Origin of the sequence: Micromonospora echinospora (assembly GCF_900091495.1) — a bacterium.
GTDB classification, from domain to species: Bacteria; Actinomycetota; Actinomycetes; order Mycobacteriales; family Micromonosporaceae; genus Micromonospora; species Micromonospora echinospora.
Genome location: NZ_LT607413.1, coordinates 693617 through 720561 on the forward strand (window position 1 = coordinate 693617; position 26945 = coordinate 720561).

The window sequence follows — 26945 nt, forward strand, 5'->3', positions numbered from 1 at the left end:
CGGGGACCTCCGGGTTCGCCACCGGCGGCCGGCCGGCACGGTGGAACGCACCCGTGGGTGCGTCCCGCCGGCCGACCGCCCGCGTACGGTCAGGACTTCGCGGCCTTCTCGGCTTCCTTGACCGCCTCGGTCCAGGCCTGGTCGGGCTTGCCCCTGAGGTTGCCGGTAGCGAGGCGGTTCAGCACGTTCTCCACGGCGACCCGGGTCGGGCCGTTCTTCCGGCCCAGGTACTGCGGGGTGAGGTTCTCGGCCGTCCTGGAGAAGATCTGCCCGACGGGCGCGTTGTTGAAGAACGGGTTGGCGAAGTCCCGGATCGCCGGGTCCTGGTAGAGCGCCGGCTGGGACGGCAGGTTGCCGACCTTCTTGAAGATCTCGATCTGCTGCTCCGGCTGGATCAGCCACTCCAGGAACCTGTACGCCTCGTCGACGTTCTTCCCCTGCTTGGGGATGGTCAGGAAGGAGCCGCCCCAGTTGCCGCCCCCGCCGGGGATCGCGGCCACGTCCCACTTGCCCTCGGTCTGCGGCGCGGTGTTCCTGATGTGCCCCTGCATCCAGGCCGGGCAGGCCAGCACGGCGAAGTCGCCCTTGACGAAACCGCTGTTCCACTCGGGCGAGAAGGCGGCGAGGTTGGCGGAGAGGCCGGCGGCGATGCTCTTCGCGGCGACGTCGAAGGCGACCTTCGGCCCGCCGTCCATCTTCAGGGTCTCGTTCTCGTCGTAGAAGCCGACCGGCTGCTGACCGAGGACCGGGTTGAAGATGTTGGTGCCGGAGTCGATGAACTTCTTGCCACTGCGGGCGGTGTACCGCTGGCCGGCCTCGACGAACCGGTCCCAGGTGGGCCAGAGCGCGGAGACCTGCTCCCGCTGGGTGGGCAGACCGGCGGCGGCGAAGAGGTCGGTGCGGTAGCACATGGCCAGGCCGCCGACGTCGGTGCCGAGGCCGATCTGGGTCTTGCCGTCGGGGGTGAGGGTCTGCTGCCACTTCCAGGGCAGGTACTTCTGCTCGTACTGGTCGGCGCCCTTGTCCAGGAGGTTGACGAACTTGTCGGCCTGGCCCCGGAACTGGATGGCGAAGCCCTCGTCGATGGCGGCGATGTCGGGGGCGCCGCTGCCGGCGATCAGCTTCTTCTGGAGGTCCTCGTGCTGGGCGTTGTACTCCCCCGTGTTCAGCACGATCCTGACGTTCGGGTTGGCCGACTCGTACGTCGACTTCAGCTCGTCGAGGCCGAAGTCGCCCCAGAAATTGATCTTCAGGGTGACGGTGCCGCCCGAGTCGGCTCCGCCACCACCACTGTTGCCGCTGCACGCCGCGACCATGACCAGGCTGACCACACCCGCCGAGGCCAGCCGGGCCCATCGAGACCAGGACCGTGCCATGTCACTCCTCCGCATGGGAACGCTCCCGGGATCGAGAGACGTCGACTGAACCGGATAAGTCAGGCCACCGTACGAGTCGGTTTCCGACCTGTCAACGATTGACCATGATCGACATCCCGGGATGCCGCAGGCGCGCAACGAGTGGCTGCTGGAAGCCTGCCACTGCCGGCACGGAGAGCGGCGGGCCGCCGGGAAGGGGCGCTGCTTAACCGGACAAGTTCCGTCGCTCCCGCCGGACGCCCACGGCGTGCAGTAGCGTGGGTGCGCCGGGGGCCGGCCGGGCATGATCAGCCCGAGGGCCCGCAGGGAACCGCCCGCGAGGGTGACCGGGAAGTGGAGGGACGCGCCGGTGAAGCGGCCGACCATCGCCGACGTCGCCCGACGGGCCGGAGTCTCCAAGGGAGCGGTGTCCTACGCGCTCAACGGACAGCCCGGAGTCTCCGAGGCCACCCGGCGGCGCATCCTCGCCATCGCCGAGGAGATCGGCTTCAGCCCGAGCAGCGCGGCCCGGGCCCTCTCCGGGGCCACCGCCGCGGCGGTCGGGCTGGCCCTGTGCCGTCCGGCCCGGATCCTCGGCATCGAACCGTTCTTCATGGAACTGATCAGCGGCGTCGAGGCCGAACTCTCCGCCCGGTCGTACGCGCTGACCCTCCAGGTCGTCGCCGACCAGGACGCGGAGATCGCGGTCTACCGCCGCTGGTGGGGGGAACGACGGGTCGACGGGGTGCTCGTCTGCGACCTGCGCGTGGACGACCGGCGGGTGCCGGTGCTGGAGGACCTGCGCCTGCCCGCGGTGGTGATCGGCGGGCCGGGACACACCGGCACGCTGCCCAGCGTCTGGTGTGACGACGCCGCCGCGCTGGTCGAGGCGGTGGAGTACCTCGTCGCCCTCGGACACCGCCGGATCGCCCGGGTCGGTGGCCTGCCCGACCTGCTGCACACCCGGAAGCGCACCGAGGCGTTCGAGCGGGTGTGCCGGGAACTCGGCCTGGTCGACGCGGTGACGGTCCCCTCCGACTACACGGGGGAGGAGGGATCCCGGGCGACCCGGCGGTTGCTCAGTTCCCCGGGCCGACCCACCGCGGTCATCTACGACAACGACGTGATGGCCGTCGCCGGGCTCGCGGTCGCCCAGGAGATGGGTCTCGCCGTCCCCGGTGACCTCTCCATCGTGGCGTGGGACGACTCCCCGCTCTGCCGGCTGGTCCACCCGCCGTTGACCGCGCTCGGCCGGGACATCCCCGCGTACGGCGCGCACGCCGCCCGGAACCTGCTGGCGGCGATCGCCGGGGAGCCGGTCGGCGCGTTCCAGGACGAGACGGCTCACCTGACCCCGCGCGGCAGCACCGCACCGCCCCGGTCAGGCGAACGCGTCCGGTGACGGGTGTTCCTCCAGGAACGCCTCCACCCGCTCGGCGGTCGCCGGTCGGGAGAGCGCGAAGCCCTGCCCGTACCGGCAGCCGGCGCGGTACGCCCGGTCGACCTGGCCGGACGACTCCAACTCCTCCACCACGACCTCCAGCCCGAGGCGCCCGCCCAGGTTCAGCACCACGTCGATCAGGGGCTGCTCCGGCTCGCCGCCGCCGACCACCCGTGGGTCGACCTTGACCAGGTCGATCGGCAGCTCCCGCAACCGACGCAGGGAGGCACGCCCGGCGTGGAAGTCGTCCAGCGCGGTCCGGACGCCGAGGGACCGCAGTCCGGCCAGCCGGGCCACCACGGTCGGCAGGTCGACGTCGAGCCCGGCCTCGCCGACCTCGACCACCAGCCGGTCGGCCGCCACCTGATGCCGGGCGAGGGTGGCGGCCACCCGGGTGACGAAGCCCGGATCGGTCAGCTCGACCGGGGTCACGTTGACCGCCATCCAGAGCAGCGGGTGCATCGGCGACCAGGCGGCGAGTTGCCGGCAGGCCCGGTCCAGCACCCACTGCCCGACCTCGTCGAGCAGGCCCAGGTCGGCCGCGACCGGGATCAGCTCGGCGGGAAGCACGGTGCCGAGCAGGGGGCTGCGCCAGCGCAGCAGCGCCTCGGTGCCCACCGGCACCCGGTCGGCCAGGCGGTGCACCGGCTGGTAGACGAGGTCCAGCTCGCCCCGGGTCACCGCGCCGGCCAGTTCCCGTTCCAGGTCCAGCCGGCGGACCAACTGCTCCTCAAGGAAGACGTCGTACCACTCGATCCGGTTACGGCCGAGCTGGCTGGCCCGTCGTCGGGCCAGGTCGGCCTGGCGTAGCACGTCGTCGGCGCTACCGGCGGCGGTGTCGGCGACCCCGATGCTCACCTCCAACCGCACCTGCGACCCGGGCAGCCGGTACGGCTCGGTGAGCGCCGTGAGCAGCCGGACGGCGAGCCCGTACGCGGGCACCGAACCGCTTTCGGCGATCACCGCGAACTCGTCCCCGGAGAGCCGGGCGACCAGGTCGTCCGGGCCGGCGGTGGCGCGCAGGCGTTCGGCCACCTCGACGAGGACCAGATCGCCCACGGCCTGCCCGCTGCCGTCGTTGACCTCGCAGAGGCCGTGCAGGTCCAGCACGAGCAGCGTGGCGGGCTCCCCCGGTTCGGCCCGCCGAACGGTCAGCGCCCGGCGCAGCTCATGCCGGTTGACCAGCCCAGTGAGCTGGTCGGTGACGGCGAGGTGGTGCACGGTGCGCTCCAACCGACGCCGCTCGCCGACATCCCGGACGTGCAGGACGACGGCCGCCACCTCGGGGACGTCGCGCTGGTCGCCGACGGTGGACTCGGTCTCCCGCCAGACTCCCCGGCCGTCGCGCATCCGGACGGCGAGCAGCCCCGGCGGTCGCCCGGCCCGGACCTCCGCCAGCACGGCTTCGGCCCGGGGCGCGTCGGCGGGGTGGAGCAGGTCGGCGAAGGGACGACCGAGCACGTCGGCGTCGGTCAACCCGAACAGTCGGGGGGCGACCGGCGACTGCCAGCGCACCCGCAGGTCGTCGTCGAGCAGAATGATCAGGTCGTGCCCACCCGAGACGAGCGCCCGGAACCGGGCCTCCTGCCGGGTCAGCCGGGCGGCGTACCGACGGGTGTCGGCGGCGGTCAGCAGCTCCCGGACGACCAGCGGCGGGATCACCGCCAAACCGAGGGCGATCGCGGGGCGGTCGAACGCCCCGACCCGGGCGAGGTGGTAGCCGGCGCCCAGGGAGGCGATCACGGCCGGGGCGGTGATCCGGGGCCAGACCGGGGACGGACCGGCGTGGTGCGGCGGGGCCGGACGGGTCAGCCGGCGGGCACCGGCCACGGTCAGCAGCACGCCGGCCGCCGTCAGCGGGGCCACCAGCAGGGTCACCGGCTCCGGGGCCCGGTAGGCGTGGAGCAGCACCAGAGCGGTCAGACCGAGCTGGCTCGCCACGGCGCCGCCCCGCCAGGCCGCCAGCCCGACCCGGGGCGGCCCCCCGGTCGAGGCGGTGACCAGGACCGCCGAGATCCCGCCGGCGGCGACCACCAGGGCCGCCCGGACGGGCACCGGAGCGGTCCCGGCGGGCAGCAGCATCCAACCGGCGAAAGCCAGGCTGAGGCCGAGGCCGGCCGCGTCCGTGACCTCCCGCAGTCGGACGGCGGTCGGCAGTGGCGCGCGTCCCGGCAGCAGGAGCGGGCCGAGGGTGTGCAGCAGGGCGACGGCGGACAGCCCGACGGTGGCGACCGCCGCCCGGTTGGCCGGGGCGACCAGGGGCAGCCCGGCGACGCAGAGCGCGGTCGCGGCCACCCCGCCGTGGAGCAGCGCGACGGTGTGCCGGACCCGCCGGTCCGCGCGGGCCAGCCGGACCAGCCGGGCGGTGGCGACGGTCGCGGCCACCGCCACGGCGAGCGTCACCGTGACCGGGGCGGACAGCAGGCCGACCAGGCCGGCGACGACGCACAGGAGCGCGGCCGCGACGACGGCGGCCTCGGGCGCCGATACGGGGCTGCGGGGTGACGGTACGAGGGACAGGATCGGTCACCTCCGTGAGCGGGGCCGGGGCGTCCGGACGTGAAACCGGCACACCTCTGCCCGCAGCAACGACCCCGACCGGAATCCGGTTATGCCCCACCGACCGTGACCCCGGTCACCGGCCGGCCGGTGACCGGCCGCCCGACGCCGGGGCTCCTTTAGGCGGGTGGAATCATCGAGGGGTGAGCCGCACCGACACTCTCCGTTTCCGGCACAGCCAGGCCATCCTGGTCGCAGCGGTGGTCGCCTTCATCGGCGCTCTGCCGATCGCCGACGCCCGGTGGTACTTCCTCCCGGTGCTGCTCGTCCCGCTGGTGGTCGCCGTCTGGGCGTGGCGGGCCGGCACCGACGCCGATCCCCGGGAGGTCCGCGTCCGCGCGTTGTTCGGGCAGCGTCGACTGCCCTGGGCGCGGATCGCCGAACTGGCCGCCGACCCGAAGGGGCGGGCGGTCGCCCGGCTCGACGACGGCGAGCGGGTGGCCCTGCCGGCGGTGCGCGGCGCCGACCTGCCCCGGCTCGTCGCGGTCACCAACCAGACCCTCCCGGCCACCCCGGGCCGCGCCGGGGACTGACCCGCCGTCAGTAGCCGTCGGTGACGACGTTCTCCAGCGGCTGGCCCGCCACCATCCGACGCAGCTGCGCGGTCACGAGCCGGTAGGCGCGGGGCAGCAGGCCGCGTACCGAGCCCCCGACGTGCGGGGTGATCAGCACGTTGGGCATCTCCCAGAGCGGGTGGTCGGCCGGCAGCGGCTCCGGGTCGGTGACGTCCAGGGCGGCGGCGATCCGACCGGTGGTCAGCTCGGCCACCAGCGCCGGGGTGCGGACCACCGGTCCCCGGGCCGCGTTCACCAGCAGGGCCCCGTCGGGCATCGCGGCGAGGAAGGCCGCGTCGACCAGGCCCCGGGTCGCCCCGGTCAGTGGCACCAGCAGCACGACGACGTCCGCCGACGGCAGCAGCGCGGGCAGCTCGTCGACGCCGTGCACGCCCTCGTCGGGGCGGGCGGTCCGGGCGACCAGGGTGAAGCTCACCTCGAAGGGCGCCAGCCGGGCCCGGACCGCCGCGCCGATCGAACCGGCGCCGACGATCAGCACCCGCTTGCCGGCCAGTTCGTCGGTCGGGGCCACCTCGCCGTACGCCCACTCGCGCCGGCCCTGTGCGCGGGCGAGGGTGTCGAAGCCGCGCAGCCGGGACAGGATCGCGGTGACCACCCACTCGGCGGTGGCGGAGTCGTGCACGCCCCGGGCGTCGCAGAGGGTCACCCCGGCCGGCAGCCGGCCGACCCAGGCGTCCGCCCCGGCGCTGAGCAGCTGCACCACCTCCAGGTCGGGCAGCTTGCCGGCCAGTTCGACCACGTTCCCGGTGGAGAGGAACGGTGGCACCCAGAACCGCACCCCGGCCGGGTCGCCCGGCAGCCGGTCCGGGCTCTCGGCGACCTCGACGGTGACACCGGGCAGCTGGTCGACCAGGGCCCGGCCCTGCTCGTGCGGGATCCATACCTTCACGGTCGCCGACCCTAGCCGTCAGCGCAGCGGCAGGCCCACCGGGGCGGCGGGCAGGTGGATGTCGTAACCGGGCACGGTCGTCCGGACGACCGGCGTGCCGGTGGCGGCCAGGTGGTCGGCGACCGCCCGGCTCAACGCCGTGCCGGTGGGCAGCACGTACGCCACCCGGTCGGCTCGGGCCACCCGCGCCGGGTACGCCGGATACCGGTCCCAGCCGGCGCGCAGGTCGTCCCGGATCACCCCGCAGGCCAGCCGTTCCCGGGTGGCGAAGACGACCGGGTAACAGGTCCAGTAGTCGGTGTAGAAGTCCCGAACGCCGAGCCGGTCGAGGGCGACGACGAGGTCCCGCCGTCGCTCGTCGGCCCGGGTCAGGGTGTCCGCGTCCGCGACCAGGGCCCCGGTGGCCAGCACCGCGCTGCCGGCCACCGCCGCCAGCCCGGCCCGCGCCGTGAGCCGCGCGGCGGCGGGGAGCAGGTGGTTGCCGGCGGCGGCCCACAGCGGCCAGAGCAACGCCGGCAGGGAGACGAGCAGGCAGGACAGGTAGCGGGAACTCTCCACCGGGGTGTCGCCGGCGGCGGCGCTGCCGGCGTACGCGGCCAGGGTCACCGCCGCCGCGCCGACCAACGCCAACCGTCCGCCCTGCCGGATCCGCGCCGTCCGGACCGCGTCGTCAGGCCGGGGCGACGGCGGAGGCAGGCCCGCACGTCGGGGCGACGCCGTAGGCAGGCCCGCACGTCGGAGCGACGCCGGACGCAGGACCCACAGCGCCCGGAGGGCGAGCAGCCCGGCCACAGCCAGCAGCAGCGGAGCGGCGACCCCCCACCAGAGCTGCCAGCCGGCGCACCGACCGGGTGGACAGAAGCCGGTGCCCATCGGCAGCCCGAACAGCACACCGCCGTGCAGCCGGTCGACCCAGTCGCCGGGCGTACCCCCGCCGAGCTGGCGGTAGGCGGCGAGCGAGCGGTGCTCCGGCGCGGTGGTGAGGTTGTGCCCCACGATCGGTAGCAGCCCGACGGCGAGCCCGGCGGCCAGGGCCGCCCCGCCGCGCCCGGCGAGGTCCCGGCCGGCACCGGCGAGCAGCAGCGCCCCGGCGGCGGCCACGTACGGCAGGACCAGCCAGTCGTCCCAGAGGGTGAGGCCGGCGACCAGGCCGAAGACGGCGAAGGCCGACGCGCGGCGGCGTACGACGCCGAGGCCCAGCAGCACCGCGAGCAGGACGAGCAGCGCCCCGGCCGGGTTCATCTCCGGGTAGCCGCCCCCGGCGATCAACTGGTTCTTGAGGATCCGGTCCGAGCCGAGGGCGAGCAGACCGACCACGGCGGTGGCGAACCACGGGTGGTAGAGCCGGCGGGTGAGCTGCCACACCAGGACGAGGAACAGGGCGTAGAGCACCAGGTTCGGCAGTCGCAGCGCGACCACGCCCGGACCTCCGACCGCGAACAGCGGGGCGGCGAGGTACGCCTCCAACGCCCCCATGTAGTGCTGCCCATAGAAGAAGAGCGGGAACTCGCGGCCCTGCACGACGTGCGACGCGACCAGGCCGGTGACCGCCTCGTCGCTGTTGGTCGGGGGCAGGCCGGTCAGGAGCGCCGCCAGCCGGTAGGCGACCCCGGCCGCACCGAGCACGAGGGCCGTCCGGCCGGGCGAGATCCGGGGCCGGGCGGCCATGCCGACCCGGACGGGCCGTACCGGCCGGTCAGTGAGCACCACGGCTGGCAGTGTCGCAAGTCCGGAGCTTACCAGCTGACATATCCATTTTTGTCAGCGTGTTTCATGTTAGGGCCTTGGATCGCGTACCGGAGCCCCGACCGGCGAGCGGCTAGTCTGGTCCGGGTGAGCGCTCGTCTCCCGTACCCCCGCATCGGCCGCCTGCGCGCGACCGCGGCGGCGTCCTGCGCGGCGCTGCTGCTGGTCACCGCCGGATGCAGCCTCGGCGAGCCGGAACCCGACCCGGCCGGCGAGCCGCCGACCTTCCCGACGCCGTCGGCGACCGCCGGCAGTGAGGGCGGGCCGGAGGTGGTGGCGACGGTACTGGCCAAGGGACTGCGGGTGCCGTGGGCGATCGCCTTCCTGCCGGACGGCGGAGCCCTGGTCACCGAACGCGACAACGGCCGGATCCTCCAGGTGGGGCCGGAGTCCGGGCCGGACGGGCTGAAGGTCACCCCGGTGCAGACCATCGCCGACGTCGAGGCGTCCGGCGAGGGCGGTCTGCTCGGCATCGCCGTCTCCCCCGGCTACGCCACCGACCGGACGGTCTTCGCGTACCACTCCACCGAGCGGGACAACCGGATCGTCAAGTTCACCCTCGGCGGGACGCCCACGCCGATCCTCACCGGCATCCCGGTCGCCGGCATCCACAACGGCGGCGGCCTCGCCTTCGGTCCGGACGGCTTCCTCTACGCCAGCACCGGCGACGGCGGTGACCGGCCGCTCTCGCAGGACGTCAAGAGCCTCGGCGGCAAGATCCTCCGGATCACCCCCGACGGGAAGCCCGCCCCCGGCAACCCGTACCCGAACTCGCCGGTCTGGTCGATCGGCCACCGCAACGTGCAGGGCATCACCTGGGACGCCGGCAAACGGATGTACGCCGTGGAGTTCGGGCAGAACACCTGGGACGAGGTCAACCTGATCACCAAGGGCGGCAACTACGGCTGGCCGGAGGTCGAGGGGAAGGCCGGCGACCGCCGCTACCGGGATCCGATCGTGCAGTGGGGCACCGGGGAGGCGTCCTGCTCCGGCGCGGCGGTGGTGGAGGAGCGTCTGTTGGCCACCGCCTGCCTGCGCGGGGAGCGGCTCTGGCTGGTCGAGCTGACCGACACCGGCACCGTACTCGGCCAGCCCCGGGAACTGCTCACCGGCCGGTACGGTCGGCTGCGGGCGGTGGCCGCCGCGCCCGACGGCTCACTCTGGGTGAGCACCTCCAACCACGACGGCCGGGGCGATCCGGAACCGGAGGACGACCGCCTGCTCCGGCTGGTCTTCGCCGGTGGCGGAGCCGGTCGCAGCTGACCTGGGGAAACATCCTCGGGCCACGGCAGAACGGCAACCCCCGGGTTTGCCAAGATCCCCTTTGGGGCAGGTCAGAATCTCACCATGGACGGGCACGACGAGAACACGCGGCAGCGCACCGGGGAGGGTCGTCCCCCCGGGCGGAAGTGGGTCGGCACCCTCCGCCGACTCGGGGTGGTCCTGGCGATCCTGGCGATCAGCCTGACCGGTGCCCTGCTCGGCGTCCTCGCCGGCGGTCAGGTCGACACCGACATCGGGCCGTTCCGGGCCCGGATGGCGTTGACCCCGGCGCTCAGCGGCGGCACCACCGTCGACATCCCACCGCTGGGCGCCCTCCTGCTGGACAGCCACGACGGGCCGGCCCACCTCGACGTCGAGCTGGGCGCGCTCGACCAGGGACGGGTCGAGGCGCTGATCGACGATCCGGCGAGCATCAACCGGGCCAGCCAGTCCGCCGTCGAGGACGTCCGCAACGGCGTGTTCCGCCTCGGCCTGCGGACCGTCGGCGCCGCCGTCCTGGTCACCCTGATCCTGGCCGGGCTGGCTTTCCGGGACGCCCGCCGTACGGCCTGGGCCGGCGGGCTGGCGCTGGTGGTCACCGCGGGCAGCCTCGGTGTCGCCGCGTCCACCCTCCGGCCGCAGTCGATCGAGGAACCCCGGTACGAGGGGCTGCTGGTCAACGCCCCCGCCATCGTCGGTGACGCCCGGCGGATCGCCAACGACTACACGAAGTACGCCGAGCAGCTCCAGCGTCTGGTCGGCAACGTCAGCCAGCTCTACACCACCGTATCGGCGCTGCCGGTGTACGAGCCGGCCCCGAACACCACCCGGGTGCTGCACGTCTCCGACATGCACCTGAACCCGACCGGCTGGCAGCTCATCCGCACGGTGGTGGAGCAGTTCGACATCGACGTGGTGATCGACACCGGCGACATCACCGACTGGGGCAGCGAGCCGGAGGCGAACTACGTCGGCTCGATCGGGCTGCTCAAGAAGCCGTACGTCTACATCCGGGGCAACCACGACTCGGGGCGGACCGCCGCCGCCGTGGCCCGCCAGCCGAACGCGATCGTGCTGGACAACACGACCACGACGGTGGCCGGGCTGACCATCGCCGGCATCGGCGACCCGCGCTTCACCCCGGACAAGAGCACCGCCCCCGCCGCCGGTGGTCTCGACCGGCCCACCGCCGACCAGGTGATCACCACGGGCGAGAAGCTGGCCACCACCGTGCGCGAGTCGCCGACGCCGGTGAACATCGCCCTGGTGCACGACCCGGCCTCGGCCGGTCCGCTCTCCGGCACCTGCCCCCTGGTGCTCTCCGGGCACACCCACAACCGGCAGGTTTCCAAGCTGCCGCAGCAGGACGGCAAGATGCCGACCCAACTGCTGGTGCAGGGTTCCACCGGCGGGGCCGGGCTGCGCGGGCTGGAGGGCGAGGAGCCGACGCCGCTGTCGATGAGCGTGCTCTACTTCGACGAGAACAAACTGCTCCAGGCGTACGACGACATCACCGTCGGCGGCACCGGCCAGGCGCAGGTGAACCTGGAACGACGGGTGGTCCCGGACCCGAAGGCCGGCGCGAACGTCCCGGTCACCCCCACCCCGACCCGCTGAGGCAGCCGTAACAAGGCGGAGGGCCGTCCGGTCCGCCGTCGGGTGTCCGGTCGGTCCGGCGGCCGGTGTGGTCCCGGCCGGTCAGCGCGGCCGGTGTGGTCCCGGCCGGTCAGCGCGGCCGGTGTGGTCCCGGCCGGTCAGCGCGGCCGGTCAGCGCAGGGAGAGGGCGGCCAAGGCGGCGTTGACGATGCTGCCGGGCAGCAGGTCGTGCAGCTCGTACAGCTCAGCGACGCTGCCCGACTGGCCGAACTCGTCCACGCCGAGCGGCACCGCCGGCACCCCGAGCGCCGAGCCGAGCCAGGCCATCGCGTGCGACGCCGCGTCGTGCACGGTCACCACCGGGGCCCGGTCGCCGAACGCCGCCCGCAGCACGCCCGGCACGCTCGGCACGGTCGCCGTCCGGACCCCCTGCCGCAGGGTGCGCTGCCAGGCCCGGTAGAGCCGGTCCAGCGAGGTCACGTCCACCACGTGCGCGGCGATGCCCTCCTCGGCCAGTTCGGCCGCGGCGGCGAGCACCTCCGGCAGCACCGCGCCGGAGGCGGCCAGGTGCACCACCGGGGCGTCCGCCAGTTCCGGGTGCGCCTGATGCGCGTCGACGAGCCGGTACGCCCCGGCGACCGCCTGCCGGCGCAGCACCGCGTCGCCCAGCCGGGCGCGGGCCGCCTCGAACGGGGCCTGGTCGATCGGGCGGGTGCTCAGCCGGAAGTAGTACGCGCCGTCCTCTGTCGGCGCGGCGGTGGTGGTCGGCGCGCCGCCCCGGGCGATCTGGCCGAGGGCGTCGCAGAGCAGCCAGTCGAGGGTGGTCGCGTACGCCGGCTCGACGAAGGTGACCCCGGGCAGCTCCAGGCCGACCGAGGCGGTGATGGTCGACTGGTGCGCCCCGCCCTCCGGGGCGAGGGTGATGCCGGAGGGGGTGCCGGCCACCACGAACCGGGAACCGGAGTAGGTGCCGTAGAGGAAGGCGTCCAGGCCACGCAGCACGAACGGGTCGTAGACCGTGCCGACCGGCAGCAGCGGCTGGCCGGAGAGGTCCCAGGACAGCCCGAGCTGGCCAAGCAGCAGGAAGAGGTTCATCTCGGAGATGCCCAGTTCGATGTGCTGCCCGGCGGGGTGCTGCTCCCAGCGCAGCATCCGGTCCTCCGACCAGGAGCGCTGCTTCGTCGGGGCGAACACCCCGGTCTTGTTGATGAAGCCGGCGAGGTTGGTCGAGGTGGCCACGTCCGGCGCGGTGGTGACCAGGTAACGGCCCACCTCCTCGTGCCGGGCCAGGTCGACCAGCACCCGGCCGAAGACCTCCTGGGTGGAGATGGGCTTGTTCGCGCGTACCCGGGTGGTCTCCGGGACGGTGACCGGCAGCGCCCGCTCACGCGGCGGACGGGCCAGCGCCTCCCGGCGGGCGTTGGCCCAGATCCCGGCCGGCGAGGCCGGGTCGAGGCGGTCCCACTCGGTGTCCGGGGTCAGACCGTGCGCGGTGCGCAGGGCGTCGACCTGCTCGCTGCTGAGCAATGCGGAGTGGTTACGCGGGTTGCCGGCGATCGGCAGACCCCAGCCCTTCACCGTGTACGCGAAGATCACGCTGGGCCGGTCGGTGACCGCGTCGCACTGGGCGTACGCGTCGAGCATCGCGGCCAGGTCGTGCCCGCCGAGGTCGGTGACGAGCGGTCCGAGGTCGTCGTCGGAGACGTCGGCGATGAGCGCCTCGATGCCCCCGGGCGCGCCGTCCAGGAAGCGGGTCCGCAGGGCGTCCCCGGTCAGCCCGAACAGCGACTGGTACTGCTCGTTCGGCATCGCGTCGATCCAGTCGCGCAGCGCCGCGCCGCCGGGCCGGGCGTACGCCTCGGCGAGCCGCCGGCCGTACTTGACCTCGACGACGTGCCAGCCGGCCGCCTCGAACTGGCCCCGCCACTGGTTGATCCGCACCCCGGGCACGACCCGGTCCAGCGACTGGCGGTTGAAGTCCACCAGCCAGGTCACGTTGCCCAGGGCGGTGGTGGCCGGATCGGCGACCGCCTCCCAGATGTTCCCCTCGTCCAGCTCGGCGTCGCCGATCAGCGCGACGAACCGGGAATGCGGACGCGGCCCGAAGTGCGCGTCGACGTACCGCCGGGTGACTGCGGCGAAGAGCGGTGCCGCCGCGCCGAGCCCGACCGAGCCGGTGGAGAAGTCCACCTCGTCCGGGTCCTTGGTGCGCGACGGGTACGACTGGAGCCCACCCCGGGCGCGCAGCTTCGGCAGGTACGACCGGTCCAGGTTGCCCAGCAGGTACTGGATGGCGTGGAACACCGGCGAGGCGTGCGGCTTGACCGCGACCCGGTCGGCGGCGTCCAGGTGGGCGAACCAGAGCGCGGTCATCGCGGTGACCAGGGAGGCGCTGGACGCCTGGTGCCCGCCGACCTTCACCCCGTCCCCGGTACGCCGGTCGCGGTTGGCCGCGTCCACGATCCGGGTGGCGAGCCAGAGCACCCGCCGCTGGATCTCGTCGAGCACGTCGAGGTCGACGTCGGGACGCACGGGGTGGACGTTCATCGTTGAACTCCTACCGAGGGGGTGGTGGGGGGTGTGAGCAGGGGGCCCCCTGTTACCTGTTTCTGTCGAACAGGGGGCCCCTGCAGGCACGAAACGAAGGCGTCCGGCGGTGATCAGGAGACGCCGAGGCGCTCCAGCACCAGCTCGCGGACGGTCTTGGCGTCGGCCTGGCCACGGGTGGTCTTCATGACCGCGCCGACCAGGGCGCCCGCGGCGGCGACCTTGCCGCTGCGGACCTTCTCCGCGATGTCCGGGTTGGCGGCGATCGCCTCGTCGACGGCGGCGGTGAGCGCGCCGGTGTCCGACACGACCTCCAGGTTGCGGTTGGTCATGATCTCGGTCGGGGTGCCCTCGCCGGCCACCACGCCCTCCAGGACCACCCGGGCCAGCTTGTCGTTGAGCTTGCCCGCGTCGACCAGCCCCTGGAGTTCCGCGACCTGGGCCGGGGTGGCGCCGACGTCGGCCAGTTCCACGCCGGCCTCGTTGGCCCGCCGGGACAGCTCGCCCAGCCACCACTTGCGGGCGGCGGCCGGGGTGGTCCCGGCGGCCACCGTCGCCTCGATCAGCTCGACCGCGCCGGCGTTGAGCACCGACTGCATGTCGTGGTCGGAGAGGCCCCACTCCTGCTGGAGCCGGCGGCGGTGCAGGCGGGGCAGCTCCGGCAGGGCGGCCTTCAGCTCGGCCACCCAGTCCGCGTCCGGGGCGAGCGGGACGAGGTCCGGCTCCGGGAAGTACCGGTAGTCGGTGGCGGTCTCCTTGGACCGGCCCGACGTGGTGTCCCCGGTGTCCTCGTGGAAGTGCCGGGTCTCCTGGACGATCCGGCCGCCCGAGTCGAGCACCATGGCCTGGCGCAGCATCTCGGAACGGACCGCCCGCTCCACCGAACGCAGGGAGTTGACGTTCTTGGTCTCGGTGCGGGTGCCCCACTCCTCGCCCGGCCGGCTCAGCGAGGTGTTGACGTCGCAGCGCAGCGAGCCCTCCTCCATCCGCACGTCGGAGACGCCGAGGGAGCGGATCACATCACGCAGCTCGGTGACGTACGCCCGGGCCACCTCCGGGGCGAGCGCCCCGGTGCCGGCGACCGGCTTGGTGACGATCTCCACCAGCGGGATGCCGGCCCGGTTGTAGTCGACCAGCGACTCGGTGGCCCCGTGGATGCGGCCGGAGCCGCCGACGTGCAGCGTCTTGCCGGTGTCCTCCTCCAGGTGCACCCGCTCGATGCCGATCCGGACCAGCTCGCCGTTCACCTCGACGTCCAGGTAGCCGTCGACGCAGAGCGGCTCGTCGTACTGGCTGATCTGGAAGTTCTTCGGCATGTCCGGGTAGAAGTAGTTCTTCCGGGCGAACCGGCACCAGGAGGCGATGGAGCAGTTCAGCGCGAGACCGATCCGGATGGTCGCCTCGATGGCCGCCTTGTTCGCCACCGGCAGCGAGCCGGGCAGGCCCAGGCAGACCGGGCAGACCCGGGTGTTCGGCTCGCCGCCGAAGTCGGTCGGGCAGGCGCAGAACATCTTGGTGTTCGTGCCCAGCTCGACGTGGGTCTCCAGGCCGATCACCGGTTCGTAGCGCGCGACGACGTCGTCGTACGCGGGCAGGGTCGTGGTCATCTGACGCTCCTGACTCACAGTGCCGGTGGGGTGAACGTGCCGACAGCCGACTCCAGCGCGGCGGCGACCCGGTACATCCGGTCGTCGGCCATGGTCGGGGCCATCACCTGGAGCCCCACCGGCAGCCCCTCGGAGAGCCCGCAGGGCACCGAGATGCCCGGCCCGCCGTAGAGGTTCGACGGGATGGTGAAGAGGTCCGCCAGGTACATCTGGTACGGGTCGGAGGTCCGTGCGCCCATCGGGAAGGCCACGAACGGGGTGGTCGGCGAGATCAGCGCGTCGACCTGCTCGAAGGCGGCGGTGAAGTCCCGGGTGATCAGCGTCCGGACCTTCTGCGCCTGGCCGTAGTAGGCGTCGTAGTAGCCGGACGACAGGGCGTACGTGCCGAGCATGATCCGCCGCTTGACCTCGGGGCCGAAACCGGCGTCCCGGGTCAGCGACATGACCTCCTCCAGCGAGCGGTTGCCGTCGTCGCCGACCCGCAGGCCGAACCGGACGCCGTCGAAGCGGGCCAGGTTGGACGAGCACTCGCTCGGCGCGATCAGGTAGTACGCCGGCAGCGCGTACTTGAAGTGCGGGCAGGAGACCTCGACGATCTCCGCGCCGAGCTTGGTGAGCGCCTCGACCGCGTCCCGGAAGGCGGCGAGCACGCCCGGCTCGGCCCCGTCACCGGAGAACTCGGTGACCACACCGAGCTTCACGCCGGTCAGGTCGCCGGTCGCGCCGAGGCGCGCGGCGGCCACCACGTCCGGCACCGGCTGCGGGATGGAGGTGGAGTCGCGCGGGTCGTGTCCGCCGATCACCGCGTGCAGCAGCGCCGCGTCGAGCACCGTACGGGCGCACGGGCCGGGGGTGTCGAGCGAGGAGGAGAAGGCGACCAGGCCGTACCGGGAGGTGCCGCCGTAGGTGGGCTTCGCGCCGACCGTGCCAGTGACCGCGCCCGGCTGGCGGATCGAGCCGCCGGTGTCCGAACCGATCGACAGCGGGGCCTCGTACGCGGCCAGCGCGGCGGCGCTGCCGCCACCGGAGCCGCCCGGGATGCGGTCCAGGTCCCACGGGTTGCGGGTCGGGCCGTACGCGGAGTATTCCGTGGAGGAGCCCATCGCGAACTCGTCCATGTTGGTCTTGCCGAGCATGACCGTGCCGGCGGCCCGGAGCCGCTCGACGATGGTCGAGTCGTACGGCGGACGCCAGCCTTCGAGGATCTTCGAGCCGACGGTGGTCGGCACGCCCTTCGTGGTGAGCACGTCCTTGACCGCCACCGGCACGCCGGCCAGCGGGCCGAGTTCCTCGCCGGCGGCCCGGCGCTCGTCCACCGTACGGGCGGCGGCCAGCGCGCCCTCGGTGTCGACGTGCAGGAAGGCGTGCACCCGCTCGTCGACGGCGGCGATCCGGTCCAGGTGGGCCCGGGTCACCTCGACGGCGGAGGTCTCGCCGTTGGCCACCAGACCGGCCAGGTCGGCGGCGCTCATCCGGGTCAGGTCGTTCATGCCGCCGCCTCGCTCCGCTCGCCGACGCCCTGAGCGCCACACACACCAGTGCTGCTGATTCGCTCGCTGCGCTCGCTCATGAGGCCACATCCTCGTCCAGGATCCGCGGGACGCGGAACCGCTGTTCCTCGGCGTCGGGTGCGCCCGACAGCGCCTCGTCCGGGGTCAGGCCGGGCCGGACGACGTCCTCCCGCAGGACGTTCGTCAGCGGCACCGAGTGGGAGGTCGGCGGGATGTCCGCGGCGGCGACCTCGCCGACCTGGGCGACGGCCTGGAGGATCACGTCGAGCTGGCCGGCGAACGTGTCCAGCTCCTCCTCCGTGACGGCGAGCCGCGACAGGCGCGCCAAATGCGCGACCTCCTCGCGGGAGATGGCGGCCATCGGTGCCCCCTTCGTGCTGGTGCTGTTGATTCGGGCGGTACGCCGACCGCGGGGTCGACTGCCCGCGTGGTGACCCGAGCGAGTCTATTGGCTGGCACGTCAGCCGCGCCCCCGACTCCCCCCGGGTGCCGGTCGGCGGCACCGACGGTGGCGGGCGGTCAGCTGCTCGGCCGGGAGCGGCTGCCGGTCACGCCGACCGGCCGGACCGGTCGGTACCGGGCCAGCCACGCGGTCAGTTCGTCGGCCGGCATGGGTCGGGCGTAGAACCAGCCCTGTGCCAGGTCGCAGCCGGCGGCGTGGAGCAACCGCCAGGTCCGCTCGTCCTCCACCCCCTCGGCGACCACCCGCAGGCCGAGCGCTCCGGCCAGTTCGATCATCGAACGGACGATCGCGGCGTCGTCGGGGTCGTCGGCCATGCCGAGGACGAACGAGCGGTCCACCTTCACCTCGGACAGCGGCAGCCGCCGCAGGTGTTGGAGGGAGGAGTACCCGGTGCCGAAGTCGTCCAGCGCGATGGCCACCCCGATCCGGTGCAGCCGGGAGATCGTGTCGAGCACCCGCCGGGGGTCGGCCATCAGGGCACCCTCGGTGATCTCCAATTGCAGCCGGTCCGGGCGGATCGCGTAGCGGGTGAGCAGGTCACCGATCTGGTCGGCGATCTCCCCGGTGTGCAGGTCCCGGACGCTGACGTTGAGCGCGGCCCGCAGGGTGCTGCCCGCCGCCGACCAGCGGGCCAGCTGTCCCACCACGTCGTCGACCACCCGGCGGGTCAGCAGCCGCATCACCGCGCTCTGTTCGGCCACCCGGATCAGCTCCTCCGGGTCGACCATGCCCCGGCGGGGGTGCCGCCAGCGCAGCAGCGCCTCCACCCCGACCACCTCGCCGGTGGCGATCCGGACCTGGGGTTGGTAGTACATCGTGATTCCGCACGGCTCGCCCACCTCGACCCGCTGGCCGGTGCCGTCGGCCGGCCCGGCCGGCGGCGTCCACTCCGGCGCCGACGCCGGCTCGGGTGGGCGGGGGGCCGGGGTGTCGTCGGTCCGTCCGGCCCGCCGGCGAACCGGATCGGCCCCGGTGATGATCTGGTTGATCAGCTCGTCCGGGTGCGTGGTGGGCCGGCCGCGCCGCCCACCCCACCGGCGCGAACCCTGCGGTACGGGGGTGTCGTCGTCCCCGGCGGGCAGCGCGGCCCCGTCGCCGCCCCGGGCGGTTGCGGCTCCGGATGCCGTCGCGGTCCCGGCCGGGGTTGCCGTCGCGGTCCCGGCCGGGGTCGGGTACGCCACCGGATCGGTCGTCCCGGACTCCAGCACCCGGCGCAGGTCGGCCAGGAGACCGAGACGCTCGGCGGAGTTGTGGTCCGACTCGGCGGCGTACACGGCGACGGTGTCGTTGCGGTGCTTGGCGTCGTACATCGCCACGTCGGCGTGGCGCATCAGGGTGGCGAAGTCCTCACCGTGCTCGGGGAAGAGCGCGATGCCGATCGATCCTCCGACGTCCAGCGGCAACCCGTCCAGCGGAACCGGCTCGGCGAGGGCGCGCACCACCCGGTCGGCGACGCGGCGGGCGTCGTCCACCCCGGTCAGCCCGCCCGACACGACGGCGAACTCGTCGCCGCCGAGCCGGGCCACCATGTCCCGGGAGCCGAGGGCCGAGGTGAGCCGGTCGCTCACCGCCACCAGCAGCCGGTCACCGACGGCGTGGCCGAGCGCGTCGTTGACATTCTTGAACCGGTCCAGGTCGATCAGGAGCAGCGCGAGCTGCCCGTCGGGCATCCCCTGGGCGCCCCGCTCGGCGTGCCGGCGGATCTGCTCGGCGACCTCGGTGAGCAACGCCTTGCGGTTGGGCAGCCCGGTCAGCGGATCGAGCGCGGCGAGGTGCTCCTGGTCGGCGGAGAGGCGGGCCATCCGGTAGACGGCGAAGAGCGGCACCAGCACCAGCGGGATCAGCGCCGCGCTGGCCCGGGCCGCGGCCACCAGCACCGGGGCGAGCAGCAGCAACGAACCGGTGGCGAGCAGCTCGAAACCGAGTCCGCGCCGGACGGTGGGCCACCACGGGTCACCGAAGCGCAGCCGTACCGCCATGCTGACCAGGCCGTAGCTGACCACGAACCAGGCCACCGCCGCCCCGGCCAGCGCCACCGCGTCGGTCCAGTGCAGGCGGTCGTCGGCGAACGCCGAGCCGGGGCCGAGCCGGATCACCTCGTCCGCGGCGGCGAGCGCACAGGCGTACTGGGCGGCGTTGAACGCGGTCCGCCAGGCGACGTGCCGCAGCCGCCAGCCGGAGACGACCACCGCGGCGGTCTGCACCGCCACCGCCGCCCCGGGTCCCCAGGCGACCAGGATCGCGAAGGTGAAGCAGATCGACGGGAAGACCGCCGAGCTGTGCCGTTGGCCGGGCGGCACGAAGGGCCGGGCGTCACAGACGACGGCGAGCGCCGCCATGATCCAGAAGGCGCCGGGCAGCGTGGCGAGGTCACCCGGGAGCGAGGCCAGCGGACCGGCGGTGAGCCCGACGGCCAGGACGACGGTCGCGCCGACGAACCCGAAGAACGGCCCCACCCGGGCAGGCGGCACGGCATTCCGCAGGTCGGCGGCCTCCATCGCACCTCCCGAGGTGTGCGGTCCGGTTCGCACGACGTGACCTTGTGCCACGCCGTGCTCCCCATCAAACGCCCCTGCCGAGAGATTTCACGGTAGGACAGCCACGAATCGGTCGTAGTCGTAATTAAGTTGGTATACGCCGCCAGTTGCCGCAAGCCGCGCCGGTCGGGCCCGGTCCCGGCTCACTCCTCGCGGCGGGCCACCTCGCGCGCGGCGTCCGGGCCGGACTCGAGCAGCACCCGGAAGCCGTCCTCGTCGAGGACCGGCAGCTTGAGGGCGCTGGCCTTCTCCGCCTTGGAGCCGGGGTTCTCCCCCACCACCACGAACCCGGTCTTCTTGGAGACCGACCCGCTGACCTTGCCGCCCCGGGACTGGATCGCCTCGGCGGCCTGGTCCCGGGAGAATCCGGCGAGGGTGCCGGTGACCACGACGCTGACCCCCTCCAGCGGGCGCGGCCCCTCGTCGCGGGCCTCCTCCGCCATGCGCACCCCGGCGGCGGCCCACTTGTCGACCACCGCGCGGTGCCAGTCGACGGTGAACCACTCGGTCAGGCTCGCCGCGATGGTCGGGCCGACCCCCTCCACCGAGGAGAGTTCCTCCTCGCTGGCCGCCCGCATCGCGTCGACCGAACCGAAGTGCCGGGCGAGGGCCTGCGCGGCGGTCGGGCCGACGTGCCGGATCGAGAGCGCCACCAGCACCCGCCAGAGCGGTCGCTGCCGGGCCTCGTCCAGGCTGGCCAGGAAGCGGGCCGCGTTGCTGCCCAGGCTGCCGTCCTTGTTGACGAAGAACGGCACCTCGGCCAGCCGCTTCGCGTCGAGGAGGAACAGGTCCCCCTCGTCGACGATGACCCCCGAGTCGAGCAGTGCCGCCGCGGCCTTCTCGCCCATCACCTCGATGTCGAGCGCGCCCCGGCCGGCGAGATGGGTCAGCCGTTCCCGCAGCTGCGCCGGGCAGGTCCGCGAGTTCGGGCAACGGATGTCGATGTCGCCCTCCTTCGCCGGGGCGAGCGGCGAACCACAGTTCGGACAGTGGGTGGGCATCACGAAGTCCCGGGCGTCCGCCGGCCGCAGCTCGACCACCGGGCCGAGCACCTCGGGGATCACGTCCCCGGCCTTGCGCAGCACCACCGTGTCGCCGATCTTCACCCCCTTGCGCTCCACCTCGCGGGCGTTGTGCAGGGTGGCCAGCGCCACCGTCGAGCCGGCCACCCGGACCGGTTCGAGCACCGCGAACGGAGTCACCCGGCCGGTGCGCCCGACGTTGACCTGGATGTCGAGGAGCTTGGTGTTGACCTCCTCCGGGGGGTACTTGAAGGCGATCGCCCAACGCGGTGCGCGGCTGGTCGAGCCGAGCCGGCCCTGGATGGAGACCGGGTCCACCTTCACCACCACGCCGTCGATCTCGTGCTCGACGTCGTGCCGGTGGGCGGCGTAGTGGGCGATGTACTCGGCGACGCCGGCCAGGTCGGGCACCACCCGCCACCGGTCGCTGGTGGGCAGCCCCCAGCCCTTCAGCGCCGCGTACGCCTCGGACTGCGCGGTGGGCTGGAACCCGCGCCGCGCACCGATGCCGTGCACCACCAGGCGCAGCGGACGGGACGCGGTGACCCGCGGATCCTTCTGCCGCAGGCTGCCGGCGGCGGCGTTGCGCGGGTTGGCGAAGGGCGGCTTGCCCTGTTCGACCAGGCCCGCGTTGAGGTCGGCGAAGCCGGCCACCGGGAAGTAGATCTCGCCGCGCACCTCAAGCAGCTCCGGCGGCGGCCCGAACTCGGCGGAGACGCTCAGCTCGGACGGCACGTCCCGGATGCTGCGGACGTTGGCGGTGACGTCCTCACCGGTGCGGCCGTCCCCCCGGGTCGCGGCCCGGACCAGCCGGCCGCGCTCGTAGGTGAGGTTGATCGCCAGCCCGTCGACCTTCAGCTCGCAGAGGTACGGCACCTCGCCGCCGGCGTCCCGGACCACCCGCTCGGACCAGGCGGCGAGTTCCTCGTCGGCGAAGGCGTTGTCCAGCGAGAGCATCCGCTCGGCGTGGGTCACCGGGGCAAAGTCGGTGGAGAAGGTGCCACCGACCCGCTGGGTGGGCGAGTCCGGGGTGCGCAGCGCCGGGAACTCCTCCTCCATCGCCTCCAGCTCGCGCAGCAGCGTGTCGAACTCGGCGTCGCTGATGGTCGGGGCGTCCAGCACGTAGTAGCGGTACTGGTGGTCGGTCAGCTCCTGGCTGAGGGTGGCGTGCCGCTCCTTGGCCCCGGCCGGTGGCTCCGCTCCGGCCGCCTCCTCCTGTGCCGGGCTGACCTGCTGGGGGATGGCTTCCTCGGACACGTGCGACCCTCCACGCCCTGAGCTCGCGGACACCCCGCGACCTCGCTGATCACGCTACCTGAGGCACCGTATCGGTCGGGTGGGACAATCGGCTGGTCACCCGGCGCGGGTCCGGGTGAGCGAGAGGCGGGACGCGCATGCCGGAGTGGCTGCCCTGGGCGCTGGCGGTCCTGCTGGCGGTGGCCGCCGGCTGGGCCTGGAGCAGTTGGCGGCACCGGCCCGCACCGCCGTCACGCCCGGCGGGACGGACCCGGCCGCCACGTCGTACCGACCGGCCGACCGCGCCTCCGCGTCCGCGCGACCGGCGGAGCGCCACCGGTACGCCCCGGCCCGGCGAGATCTGGTGGGCGGACGTGCCGTACGTCGACGGCACCGGATCGAAGGTGCGCCCCTGCCTGGTGCTGCGGGCCGACCGCCGGGGCGCGGACGTGCTCAAGATCACGAGTCAGGACAAGGGCGACCGCGACGACCACGTACGCATCCCGACCCGCAGCTGGGACGCCGCCGCCGACCACGACAGCTTCCTCGACCTCGGTACGACGATCCGGGTCGAGGCCGACGCCTTCCGCAACCGCGCCGGCACCTGCGACCCGGCCCTCTGGCGCCGACTCCACCCCCAACCCTGACCTCTCCCCCGCTTCCGGTCCCGGTGCACGGGGACCGGAGGGGTTCGGCTGCGGCGGGTCAGTCGAGGGGAGCGGAGAGGGAACGGAGTTCGTCGGCGTACTCGATGCGGGTGGCCCAGTCGGCGGGCCAGGCTGCCATGCCATGGGCGGCGCCGACGAACGCGCCGGCCAGCGCGGCGATCGAGTCCGAGTCGCCGGCGGTGGTCGCGCCCCGGGCCAGCGCGCCGACCGGATCGTCGGCGTGCCGGACGGCGCAGAGCAGGGCGGTGGCGAGCGCCTCCTCGGCCACCCAGCCCTCCCCGGTGTCCCGGCACGGATCGCCACCGTCGTCGGGGCGGGCCAGCGCCGTGGTCAGCCGCGCCAGCACGTCCAGGCACTCGTCCCAGCCCCGCGCGATGAAGTCGGCCGGATCGGCGACGCCGGGCCGCTGCCAGAGGTCACCCAGCCACTCGTGCCGGTAGACCCGGCGTTGCCGCCGGGCGTGCGCGACGAGCACGCCGGGCAGTTCGGGCAGGGTCGCCCCGTCGCGCAGCGCCCGCACCGCGTACGCGGTCAGCTCGCTGGCCGCCAGCCCGGTCGGATGCCCGTGGGTCAGGCCGGCCTGGAGCTGGGCCAGCCCGGCGAGAGTGTCCAGGTCGACGTCGAGCAGACCGACCGGAGTGACCCGCATGTTCGCCCCGCACCCCTTCGAGCCGGCCTGGGTCGCCTTCTGCCAGCGCACCCCCCGAGCCAGTTCGGCGCAGGAATTCAGGCAGGTCATGCCGGGGGCACGGTTGTTCTCCGGGCTGACCGACCAGGCGACGAAACGCTGCCGCAGCAGTGGCTCGACCGCCTCCGGGGTCAGCGCCGGGGCCTCCCGTAGCGCCCCGGCCACCGCCAGGGCCATCTGGGTGTCGTCGGTGACCAGCGCCGGGTTGCCGGTCAGCGTGCGGGGACCGCCCGGACCGTACCGGCGGACGATCTCGCCGACGGTCAGGAACTCGGTCGGTGCGCCCAGGGCGTCGCCGTACGCGAGACCGAAGAAGGAACCGGAGGCACGCCGCACCGAAGACTGGCTCATGGCCCTCATCCTGCCCGCCCCCCGCAACCGCACCCCGTCCCGGCCGGGGTGGTTGCCTGGCCGGGGTGGTGCCTCGGCTGAGGTGGTTGCCCGGCCGGGATGGTTGCAGGGGTCCCCTGCTACGCAAAAAGCGGTAACAGGGGACCCCTGCTACCACGACTCACTCGAAGACCAGGCAGAACGGGTGACCGGCCGGATCGGCGTAGACGCGAAAGTCGTCCCCCTCCCCGGGCAGCCGGCGCGCTCCGAGTGCGAGCACCCGCTGCTCGGCCGCGTCCACGTCGTCCACCTGCACGTCCAGGTGGAACTGCTGCGGGCGTTCCGGGTCGGGCCAGTCCGGCGGGCGCAGGTCGGGAGCCGACTGGAAGGCGATCCGGGGATGCTGCCCGGGCGGACCGCCGAGCACCACCCAGTCGTCCTCGGACTCCTCCTCGGCGATCGACAGGCCGAGCAGTTCGGCGTAGAAGTCGGCCAGGGCACGGGGGTCGGGGCAGTCCACGACCACGGAACGTAGCTGTCCAATCATGACGTCATCCTGCCCGCGCGGTACGACCGAGAAACCGGTCGGGTGCCTACTCCTCGGCCAGCCGCCGGCCGGCGTCGCGGCAGGCGGCGAGCACCTCACGCACGTAACGGGGAGTTGCTCCGGCCAGGCCGCAGGCCGGGGTCACCACCACCTGCTCGGGCAGCCGGGCACGAGGGAAACCGAGCCGGTCCCAGAGCTGGCGTACCCGATCGGCGACCTGGGCGGAGGTCGGTGCGCGACCGGCCGGCGGCGGCAGCGCCGGGGCGGCACCGGCCAGCAACCCCAGCCCGGCGTCGATCGCCTCGCCGAGCGGATCGAGGTCGGTGACCTGGGCGAGGTCCAGCGCGACGGCGACCGCGCCGGCGTCGCGGACCAGTTCCAGCGGCACGTCCGGGGCGCAGCAGTGCACGATGGCGGGCACGCCGGCCGCCTCGACGACCGTACGCAGAGCGGTCCGCGCGACCTCCGACTCCATCGCCCGGTACGCGCCGAGCCCGCTCTCGGTGGGGACCCGCCCGGCCAGTACGGCCGGCAGCGACGGCTCGTCGAGCTGGACCAGCACCGATGCCCGGGGCACCCGGCGGGCGACCGCCTCGACGTGACCGCGCAGCCCCTCGGCGAGCGAGCCGGTGAGGTCCCGCACCGCGCCCGGGTCACGCAGCATCCGACCGCCGATCGGCAGCTCCAGCGTAGCGGCCAGGGTGAGCGGGCCGGCCACCTGCACCTTGATCGGGCCGGTGTACTCCTCGGCCTGCTCGGCGAGCTGGTCGAGGTCGCGTTCCATCAGGTCGCGGGTGCGGCGCAGGTCCCGTCCCGGACGGGGGGCGATCCGCCAGCGCGCCGCGTACAGCTCGACCGGCAGTCCGACCAGCAGTCCGGCACCGCGCCCGACCAGGTCCGCGCCGGGGCCACGGGCCGGCAGTTCGGGCAGGTGGGGCAGGTCCGGCAGCTCGCCGAGGACGACGCGCTGCGCCTCGGCGACGTCGGTGCCGGGGAGGGAGCCGATGCCGGTCGCCGCGCCACGCGGCCAGGGCCAGACCTGATCAGTCACGGTCGACAGGGTAACCGGCCGTCACCCCGGCCGCCCGGTCAGTGGGCGGCCCCGACCCGCTCACCCCGCCGAGAGCCGCGAAGCCCTCCCGTCGGCGGCGTCGCCGGTTCGGCGGTGGTTGCAGGGGGCCCTTCCTCGACAGAAAGCGGTAACAGGGGACCCCTGCTACCACCTCAGCCGGTGCGGCCGGCCCGCGCCTCAGACGGTGATGGTCGCGGAGCCGAGCACCACGTCGCCGGCCGGGTCGGGCCGGTACGCGACGATGGCCTGGCCGGCGGCGACCCCGCGCACCGGGCGGCGCAGCGTGGCACGTAACCCGTGGGCGTCGACGGTGACCGTGGCCGGCGTGACGTCGCCGTGGGCACGCAACTGCACCTCGCACTCGACCAGGTGGTCGGGGCGGGGGCCGCCGGTCCAGACCGGACGCTCGGCGCTGACCTCGGTGACCTCCAGGGCCTCGGCCGGCCCGACCGTGACCGTGTTGGTCTTCGGGGTGATCGAGAGCACGTACCGGGGGCGGCCGTCCGGGGCGGGGCGGTCCAGGTGCAGCCCCCGCCGCTGCCCCACCGTGTACGCGTACGCGCCGCTGTGGCTGCCGACCACCGCGCCGGTCAGCGCGTCGACCACGTCGCCGGGGGTCTCGCCCAGCCGGTCGGCCAGGAAGCCCCGGGTGTCGCCGTCGGCGATGAAGCAGATGTCGTGCGAGTCGGGCTTGTCGGCCACGGCCAGCCCGCGCCGGGCCGCCTCCGCCCGCACCTGTGCCTTGGTCGAGTCGCCGAGCGGGAACATCGACCGGTCGAGCTGCTCGCGGGTGAGCACGGCCAGCACGTACGACTGGTCCTTGGCCACGTCGACGCTGCGGCGCAGCAGCCCGTCCGGGCCGAGCCGGGCGTGGTGGCCGGTGACCACGGCGTCGAACCCGAGGGCCACGGCCCGGTCCAGCACCGCGGCGAACTTGATCTTCTCGTTGCAGCGCAGGCACGGGTTCGGGGTACGCCCCGCCGCGTACTCCGCGACGAAGTCGTCGACCACGTCGGCGTGGAACCGGTCGGCCATGTCCCAGACGTAGAACGGGATGCCGAGCACGTCGGCGGCACGGCGGGCGTCCCGGGAGTCCTCCAGGGTGCAGCAGCCGCGCGCCCCGGTCCGGTAGGTCTGCGGGTTGCGGGCCAACGCCAGGTGCACACCGGTGACGTCGTGGCCCGCCTCCACCGCCCGCGCGGCGGCGACCGCCGAGTCGACCCCGCCGGACATCGCTGCCAAGACCCTCACCGACGTACCCCCTTCACCCGTCGAGGGTAGCCCGTGCCGGGA

Annotated in this window: 19 protein-coding genes; 5 read left to right on the forward strand and 14 right to left on the reverse strand. The window is 73.8% G+C overall.

Annotated features, from left to right (window positions below):
• Nucleotides 1–89 precede the first annotated feature (89 nt).
• Nucleotides 90–1376 (reverse strand): ABC transporter substrate-binding protein, encoded by a 1287-nt coding sequence (locus tag GA0070618_RS03160; RefSeq protein ID WP_088980280.1) that lies wholly within the window; start codon nucleotides 1374–1376, stop codon nucleotides 90–92.
• 349 nt (nucleotides 1377–1725) lie between these two features.
• On the opposite strand from GA0070618_RS03160, the gene GA0070618_RS03165 reads away from it, so the two are divergent.
• Nucleotides 1726–2757, forward strand: a complete 1032-nt coding sequence (locus tag GA0070618_RS03165; protein ID WP_088980281.1) for a LacI family DNA-binding transcriptional regulator — start codon at nucleotides 1726–1728, stop codon at nucleotides 2755–2757.
• Here GA0070618_RS03165 and GA0070618_RS03170 read toward each other — a convergent pair.
• The gene (locus tag GA0070618_RS03170; RefSeq protein WP_231931587.1) at nucleotides 2737–5199 is read right to left on the reverse strand and encodes a putative bifunctional diguanylate cyclase/phosphodiesterase; all 2463 of its coding nucleotides are present in this window, start codon (nucleotides 5197–5199) and stop codon (nucleotides 2737–2739) included. The two genes, GA0070618_RS03165 and GA0070618_RS03170, sit on opposite strands and share 21 nt — an antisense overlap.
• A 299-nt stretch (nucleotides 5200–5498) precedes the next feature.
• On the opposite strand from GA0070618_RS03170, the gene GA0070618_RS03175 reads away from it, so the two are divergent.
• On the forward strand, nucleotides 5499–5888 hold the full coding sequence (locus tag GA0070618_RS03175; protein ID WP_088980282.1) for a PH domain-containing protein: 390 nt from the start codon (nucleotides 5499–5501) through the stop codon (nucleotides 5886–5888).
• 7 nt (nucleotides 5889–5895) lie between these two features.
• Here the strand turns inward: GA0070618_RS03175 and GA0070618_RS03180 are convergent, their stop codons facing one another.
• Together GA0070618_RS03180 and GA0070618_RS03185 are read right to left on the reverse strand one after the other, a co-directional pair.
• Complete coding sequence (locus GA0070618_RS03180) at nucleotides 5896–6819, reverse strand: 2-hydroxyacid dehydrogenase (protein ID WP_088980283.1); 924 nt, start codon at nucleotides 6817–6819, stop codon at nucleotides 5896–5898.
• An 18-nt stretch (nucleotides 6820–6837) separates the two neighbouring features.
• Entirely contained in the window at nucleotides 6838–8529 is a 1692-nt protein-coding gene (locus GA0070618_RS03185) for an ArnT family glycosyltransferase (RefSeq protein ID WP_143740375.1), read from the reverse strand.
• Between the two features lie 63 nt (nucleotides 8530–8592).
• On the opposite strand from GA0070618_RS03185, the gene GA0070618_RS03190 reads away from it, so the two are divergent.
• Together GA0070618_RS03190 and GA0070618_RS03195 are read left to right on the forward strand one after the other, a co-directional pair.
• Entirely contained in the window at nucleotides 8593–9828 is a 1236-nt protein-coding gene (locus tag GA0070618_RS03190; RefSeq protein ID WP_172900255.1) for a PQQ-dependent sugar dehydrogenase, read from the forward strand.
• Between the two features lie 84 nt (nucleotides 9829–9912).
• Nucleotides 9913–11445, forward strand: a complete 1533-nt coding sequence (locus GA0070618_RS03195) for a metallophosphoesterase (RefSeq protein ID WP_088980285.1) — start codon at nucleotides 9913–9915, stop codon at nucleotides 11443–11445.
• Nucleotides 11446–11595: 150 nt separating this feature from the next.
• Here the strand turns inward: GA0070618_RS03195 and GA0070618_RS03200 are convergent, their stop codons facing one another.
• The 6 genes from GA0070618_RS03200 to ligA form a co-directional block, all read right to left on the reverse strand.
• A complete protein-coding gene (locus GA0070618_RS03200; RefSeq protein WP_088980286.1) occupies nucleotides 11596–13971 on the reverse strand; it encodes a transketolase-like TK C-terminal-containing protein in 2376 nt (791 codons plus the stop codon).
• A 113-nt stretch (nucleotides 13972–14084) separates the two neighbouring features.
• Nucleotides 14085–15578 (reverse strand): Asp-tRNA(Asn)/Glu-tRNA(Gln) amidotransferase subunit GatB, encoded by a 1494-nt coding sequence (gene gatB / locus GA0070618_RS03205; protein ID WP_088980287.1) that lies wholly within the window; start codon nucleotides 15576–15578, stop codon nucleotides 14085–14087.
• Between the two features lie 14 nt (nucleotides 15579–15592).
• Nucleotides 15593–17068 (reverse strand): Asp-tRNA(Asn)/Glu-tRNA(Gln) amidotransferase subunit GatA, encoded by a 1476-nt coding sequence (gene gatA / locus GA0070618_RS03210; protein WP_088980288.1) that lies wholly within the window; start codon nucleotides 17066–17068, stop codon nucleotides 15593–15595.
• A gap of 76 nt (nucleotides 17069–17144) precedes the next feature.
• Nucleotides 17145–17450, reverse strand: a complete 306-nt coding sequence (gene gatC / locus GA0070618_RS03215) for an Asp-tRNA(Asn)/Glu-tRNA(Gln) amidotransferase subunit GatC (protein WP_088980289.1) — start codon at nucleotides 17448–17450, stop codon at nucleotides 17145–17147.
• A gap of 158 nt (nucleotides 17451–17608) precedes the next feature.
• Entirely contained in the window at nucleotides 17609–20050 is a 2442-nt protein-coding gene (locus GA0070618_RS03220; RefSeq protein WP_088980290.1) for a putative bifunctional diguanylate cyclase/phosphodiesterase, read from the reverse strand.
• A gap of 182 nt (nucleotides 20051–20232) precedes the next feature.
• A complete protein-coding gene (gene ligA / locus GA0070618_RS03225) occupies nucleotides 20233–22368 on the reverse strand; it encodes an NAD-dependent DNA ligase LigA (protein WP_088980291.1) in 2136 nt (711 codons plus the stop codon).
• 137 nt (nucleotides 22369–22505) lie between these two features.
• Here ligA and GA0070618_RS03230 point away from each other — a divergent pair, with 137 nt between their 5' ends.
• Nucleotides 22506–22994, forward strand: coding sequence for a type II toxin-antitoxin system PemK/MazF family toxin (locus GA0070618_RS03230; protein WP_088980292.1), 489 nt, complete (start codon nucleotides 22506–22508; stop codon nucleotides 22992–22994).
• Nucleotides 22995–23052: 58 nt separating this feature from the next.
• Here the strand turns inward: GA0070618_RS03230 and GA0070618_RS03235 are convergent, their stop codons facing one another.
• The 4 genes from GA0070618_RS03235 to mnmA all read right to left on the reverse strand — a co-directional run bounded on the left by GA0070618_RS03235 (nucleotide 23053) and on the right by mnmA (nucleotide 26903).
• On the reverse strand, nucleotides 23053–24063 hold the full coding sequence (locus GA0070618_RS03235) for an ADP-ribosylglycohydrolase family protein (RefSeq protein WP_088980293.1): 1011 nt from the start codon (nucleotides 24061–24063) through the stop codon (nucleotides 23053–23055).
• A gap of 151 nt (nucleotides 24064–24214) precedes the next feature.
• Complete coding sequence (locus tag GA0070618_RS03240; protein WP_088980294.1) at nucleotides 24215–24580, reverse strand: VOC family protein; 366 nt, start codon at nucleotides 24578–24580, stop codon at nucleotides 24215–24217.
• Between the two features lie 46 nt (nucleotides 24581–24626).
• A complete protein-coding gene (locus GA0070618_RS03245) occupies nucleotides 24627–25631 on the reverse strand; it encodes a uroporphyrinogen decarboxylase/cobalamine-independent methonine synthase family protein (protein ID WP_088980295.1) in 1005 nt (334 codons plus the stop codon).
• 198 nt (nucleotides 25632–25829) lie between these two features.
• On the reverse strand, nucleotides 25830–26903 hold the full coding sequence (gene mnmA, locus GA0070618_RS03250) for a tRNA 2-thiouridine(34) synthase MnmA (RefSeq protein ID WP_088980296.1): 1074 nt from the start codon (nucleotides 26901–26903) through the stop codon (nucleotides 25830–25832).
• Nucleotides 26904–26945 lie beyond the last annotated feature (42 nt).